Source organism: Fodinibius sp. SL11 (genome assembly GCF_052060035.1).
Lineage (GTDB): Bacteria > Bacteroidota > Rhodothermia > Balneolales > Balneolaceae > Fodinibius.
The window spans coordinates 1-5,482 of record NZ_JBPOEA010000032.1; the positions used below are offsets into that span (position 1 = coordinate 1).

Annotated in this window: 2 tRNA genes and 3 rRNA genes; all 5 read left to right on the forward strand. The window is 55.3% G+C overall.

Annotation, left to right across the window (positions count from 1 at the left end):
• The first annotated feature begins 146 nt into the window (after positions 1-146).
• Positions 147-1,682 (forward strand): 16S ribosomal RNA (locus ACQ76V_RS15935).
• 116 nt (positions 1,683-1,798) lie between these two features.
• Positions 1,799-1,873, forward strand: a tRNA-Ile gene (locus tag ACQ76V_RS15940).
• Positions 1,874-1,877: 4 nt separating this feature from the next.
• Positions 1,878-1,951: transfer RNA gene (locus ACQ76V_RS15945), tRNA-Ala, on the forward strand.
• A 327-nt stretch (positions 1,952-2,278) separates the two neighbouring features.
• Positions 2,279-5,178, forward strand: a 23S ribosomal RNA gene (locus ACQ76V_RS15950).
• A 135-nt stretch (positions 5,179-5,313) separates the two neighbouring features.
• Positions 5,314-5,426, forward strand: a 5S ribosomal RNA gene (gene rrf, locus ACQ76V_RS15955).
• The 16S, 23S and 5S rRNA genes sit together here with 2 tRNA genes alongside, the layout of an rRNA operon.
• The last annotated feature ends 56 nt before the right edge of the window (positions 5,427-5,482 follow it).

Consider the following 5,482-nt stretch of genomic DNA (forward strand, 5'->3'; position numbering starts at 1 on the left):
ATTCGTTCTTTGACAGACTGAGAACATACAGACGATCGCACGTCGAGCCCTTGTCAGCCCCGTTTAGGCGGGGCGGATAAGAGATCAATTGATAGAAGTACAGTGAAGCTAAGGCCAGAGACTCAAACAATTTATTAGGTGTATTTACCATGGAGAGTTTGATCCTGGCTCAGGACGAACGCTGGCGGCGGGCTTAACACATGCAAGTCGCGGGAGAAGCTACCCTTCGGGGTAGCGGAGACCGGCGGATGGGTGAGTAACGCGTAGGTAATCTGCCTTCAGGACGGGGATAACCCACCGAAAGGTGAGCTAATACCGGATGATGCAGCGGGGCCGCATGGCCACAGTTGTTAAATCCTTCGGGAGCCTGGAGATGAACCTGCGTGCCATTAGCTAGTTGGTAGGGTCAAAGCCTACCAAGGCCATGATGGCTAGGGGGTCTGAGAGGATGATCCCCCACACTGGGACTGAGACACGGCCCAGACTCCTACGGGAGGCAGCAGTGAGGAATCTTGCGCAATGGGGGCAACCCTGACGCAGCCACGCCGCGTGCTGGAAGACGGCCCTATGGGTTGTAAACAGCTTTTACTGGGGAAGAACCTGGACCTTTCGAGGACCACTGACGGTACCCAGTGAATAAGCACCGGCTAACTCCGTGCCAGCAGCCGCGGTAATACGGAGGGTGCAAGCGTTGTCCGGAATCATTGGGTGTAAAGGGTGTGCAGGCGGAAGTCTAAGTCGGAGGTGAAATCTTGCCGCTTAACGGTAAAAGTGCCTTCGAAACTGGATTTCTTGAGTTCGGAAGAGGTTGGTGGAATTCGTGGTGTAGCGGTGAAATGCATAGATATCACGAAGAACACCGGTGGCGAAGGCGGCCAACTGGTCCGATACTGACGCTGAGACACGAGAGCGTGGGGAGCGAACAGGATTAGATACCCTGGTAGTCCACGCTGTAAACGATGCATGCTAGTTGTTGTCCGTTCGCGGGCAGTGACGCAGTTAACGCAGTAAGCATGCCACCTGGGGAGTACGTTCGCAAGAATGAAACTCAAAGGAATTGACGGGGGCCCGCACAAGCGGTGGAGCATGTGGCTTAATTCGATGCAACGCGAAGAACCTTACCTAGGCTAAATCTGCGGTGACCGCTCCTGAAAGGGAGCTTCCCTTCGGGGCACCACAGAAGGTGCTGCATGGCTGTCGTCAGCTCGTGCCGTGAGGTGTTGGGTTAAGTCCCGCAACGAGCGCAACCCCTGTGGTTAGTTACCAGCACGTAATGGTGGGGACTCTAGCCAGACTGCCTACGCAAGTAGTGAGGAAGGTGGGGACGACGTCAAGTCATCATGGCCCTTACGTCTAGGGCTGCACACGTGCTACAATGGACGGTTCAATGGGAAGCGACTGCGCGAGCAGCAGCAGATCCCCAACACCGTTCCCAGTTCGGATTGGAGTCTGCAACTCGACTCCATGAAGTCGGAATCGCTAGTAATCGCGTATCAGCAATGGCGCGGTGAATACGTTCCCGGGCCTTGTACACACCGCCCGTCAAGCGATGGAAGTCAGGAGTACCTGATGCGGCCGTACCAACCCCTTTGGGGAGGTAGGTCTTTAGGGTAAGCCTGGTGACTGGCGCTAAGTCGTAACAAGGTAGCCGTACCGGAAGGTGCGGCTGGATCACCTCCTTTTTAAGGAGAGCCTTGGCCTTGGCGGCTCGCCGTGTGATCGTCTGTATGTTCTGGTCTCAGCAGGGCCTCCCGATGTGATTTTCGCAAGTGGGGCGGGCGCCGGCTGACCATTCCATGGGCTTGTAGCTCAGGCTGGTTAGAGCGCACGCCTGATAAGCGTGAGGTCGCAGGTTCAACTCCTGCCAAGCCCACATCGGGGCTATAGCTCAGTTGGCTAGAGCACCTGCTTTGCAAGCAGGGGGTCCGGGGTTCGAGTCCCCGTAGCTCCACGGCGTTTTTTTGTTGTTCTTTGAATGTTATTGTTGCCGGGCACGCATGTGCTCGCCGCCCGTCAGGGGCAGCGAGCAGATCCGTGCCGGAAGGCATGTGTTCTTTGATATGTTGCCAGGTGTTGGGCGTTGATCGCAGGCCAGCTTTGTTAAAAGGCTGCCGGCGACCGCAACAAACAGCCCCTCGTGCAACGAGTTCTTTGACGTAGTGATAGCTGATAGGTAAGAAAGGTTAAGATCGAGGTTATTTTTTTAGAAATAACACCAAAGCGAAACGCTCATTGTTTTTCGAGGCTTGCCCGCCGAGGGGTGGTGCAAGTCATATAAGTGAAAGCAGACAAGGGCGTATGGTGGATGCCTAGGCATAACCAGGCGATGAAGGACGTGTAAAGCTGCGAAAAGCTGCGGGGAGCTGCAACAGAGCCCAGATCCGCAGGTATCCGAATGGGGAAACCCATCCCGAGCAATCGGGATATCCAATTAGGAAGCCAACCCGGGGAACTGAAACATCTCAGTACCTGGAGGAGCAAAAAACAATACAGTGATTCCGCAAGTAGTGGCGAGCGAACGCGGAACAGCCCAAACCCTACTGCTACGGCGGTAGGGGGTTGTAGGGCCCACATAAGCCAACCCAAGCGAAGACGAAGCGGACTGGAAAGCCGCCCCACAGAAGGTGACAGGCCTGTAGACGTAAGCGAGGTGCGGTGGTGGGATCCCCTGAGTAGGACGGGACCGGAGAAATCCTGTCTGAACCAGCCGGCACCATCCGGTAAGGCTAAATACTGGTTATGACCGATAGTGAACAAGTACCGTGAGGGAAAGGTGAAAAGAACGCCGAGAAGGCGAGTGAAATAGTACCTGAAACCATACGCTTACAAGCGGTCGGAGCCCCCTTTGGGGGTGACGGCGTGCCTTTTGCATAATGAGCCTACGAGTTGCGCCTGTCGTGCAAGGTTAATCTCCTCAGGAGAGCAGCCGAAGCGAAAGCGAGTCCGAACAGGGCGAAAGTACGGCGGGGCAGACGCGAAACCGAGTGAGCTATCTATGGCCAGGATGAAGCGTGGGTAAGACCACGTGGAGGTCCGAACCGACGGGCGTTGAAAAGCCCCCGGATGAGCTGTGGATAGGGGTGAAAGGCCAATCAAACTCGGAAATAGCTCGTTCTCCTCGAAATATATTTAGGTATAGCATCTGGCGTGTAGCATGTCGGAGGTAGAGCACTGATTAGACTAGGGGGCTTCACCGCCTACCAAATCTAGACAAACTCCGAATGCCGACGTGTGTTGCCAGGTAGTCAGCGTGGGGGCGATAACGTCCTCCCGCAAGAGGGAAACAACCCAGACCACCAGCTAAGGCCCCTAAATCCAAACTAAGTTGAACAAAGAAAGTTGGGTTGCCCAGACAACTAGGAGGTTGGCTTAGAAGCAGCCATTCCTTGAAAGAGTGCGTAATAGCTCACTAGTCGAGCGGCCCGGCGTCGATAATTCGCGGGCATAAGTTTGGTGCCGAAGCTGTGGATTGCATCCGTTTGGATGCAGTGGTAGAGGAGCATTCCAGCGCCATCGAAGTAGTTCTGTGAGGGACTGTGGAGGTTCTGGAAGCGAAACTGTAGGCATGAGTAACGATAAGAGGGGTGCGAACCCCCTCCACCGAAAATCTAAGGGTTCCTGATCAACGCAAATCGGATCAGGGTTAGTCGAGACCTAAGGCGTAGCCGACAGGCGAAGCCGATGGAAAACCGGTTAAATATTCCGGTACCGCTATTCAGCGACAGATGAAGGCGTCACGCAGAAGTGACACTACCGCCTGCTGATGGAACAGCAGGTTAAAGGCAGTAGGCTGGTGGGTAGGCAAATCCGCCCACCGCAAGGCCGAACGCCGACAGTACGGGGAGCCTGCGGGCAAACCGATAGCGTAGGTAATCTAGCTGCCAAGAAACCCGTCGTCATCTGCTGACATAGTGCTCGTACCAAAACCGACACAGGTAGATGAGGAGAGAATCCTCAGGTGCTCGAGCGAATCGTGGCTAAGGAACTCGGCAAATTAGATCCGTAACTTCGGGAGAAGGATCCCCCCACCTTCGGGTGGGGGCGCAGTGACCAGGTCCAATCGACTGTTTACCAAAAACACATGCCTCTGCTAAGTCGTAAGACGATGTATAGGGGCTGACACCTGCCCGGTGCTGGAAGGTTAAGGAAGGCTGTTAATCGCTTCGGCGATGAAGCGGCCGACTGAAGCCCCAGTAAACGGCGGCCGTAACTATAACGGTCCTAAGGTAGCGAAATTCCTTGTCGGGTAAGTTCCGACCTGCACGAATGGTGCAACGAATTGGACACTGTCTCAGCCACGAGCTCGGTGAAATTGTGGTATCGGTGATGACGCCGATTACCCGCAGCGGGACGGAAAGACCCCGTGAACCTTTACTACAACTTTACATTGGCTTTAGCTGCCCGATGTGCAGGATAGGTGGGAGACTTCGAAGCGCCAGCGCCAGCTGGCGTGGAGTCGTCCGTGAAATACCACCCTTTGGGCCGCTGAATTCTAATTCCCCACAGGGAAGACAGTGTATGGTGGGTAGTTTGACTGGGGCGGTCGCCTCCTAAACAGTAACGGAGGCTCCCAAAGGTACCCTCAGCACGGTCGGCAATCGTGCGTAGAGTGTAAAAGCATAAGGGTGCTTGACTGCGAGACACACAGGTCGAGCAGCTGCGAAAGCAGGGTTTAGTGATCCGGCGGTTTCCACATGGAAGGGCCGTCGCTCAAAGGATAAAAGGTACTCCGGGGATAACAGGCTTATCTCCCCCAAGAGTTCACATCGACGGGGAGGTTTGGCACCTCGATGTCGGCTCATCGCATCCTGGGGCTGGAGAAGGTCCCAAGGGTATGGCTGTTCGCCATTTAAAGCGGTACGCGAGCTGGGTTCAGAACGTCGTGAGACAGTTCGGTCCCTATCTGCTGTGGGCGTTGGAATGTTGCGGAGAGCTGCTCCTAGTACGAGAGGACCGGAGTGGACGCACCGCTGGTGCACCTGTTGTCCGGCCACGGGCATCGCAGGGTAGCTATGTGCGGAAGTGATAAGCCGCTGAAAGCATCTAAGCGCGAAGCACGCTCCAAGATAAACATTCCCTTTACAGCCTTCTGGAAGACGACCAGATCGATAGGCGGCAGGTGTAAGCGTGGTAACACGTTCAGCCGAGCCGTACTAATAAGGCTACCGGCTTCCGCTTATATGGCTTGCACGACCGTTGGGTCGGGCGCCATAAGCAAAGCAACGAGCATACAGCACCCTCGATTTACCGCTTACCCCAGCTATCACTACATCGAAGACCTTTGTTTGACATATTGATTCCAACAGTTTTTGAGCAGGCGGGCCAAGCGCCGGGGCTCCACCCGTTCCCATCCCGAACACGGCCGTGACACCCGGCAGCGCCGATGGTACTTCCCACAAGGGAGGAAGCGTAGGTCCCCGCCCGCTCTTTTTTTTATCGTTCGATCCGCCCTGCACGCCCCGCGTGTAGGGCTTTTTTTGTT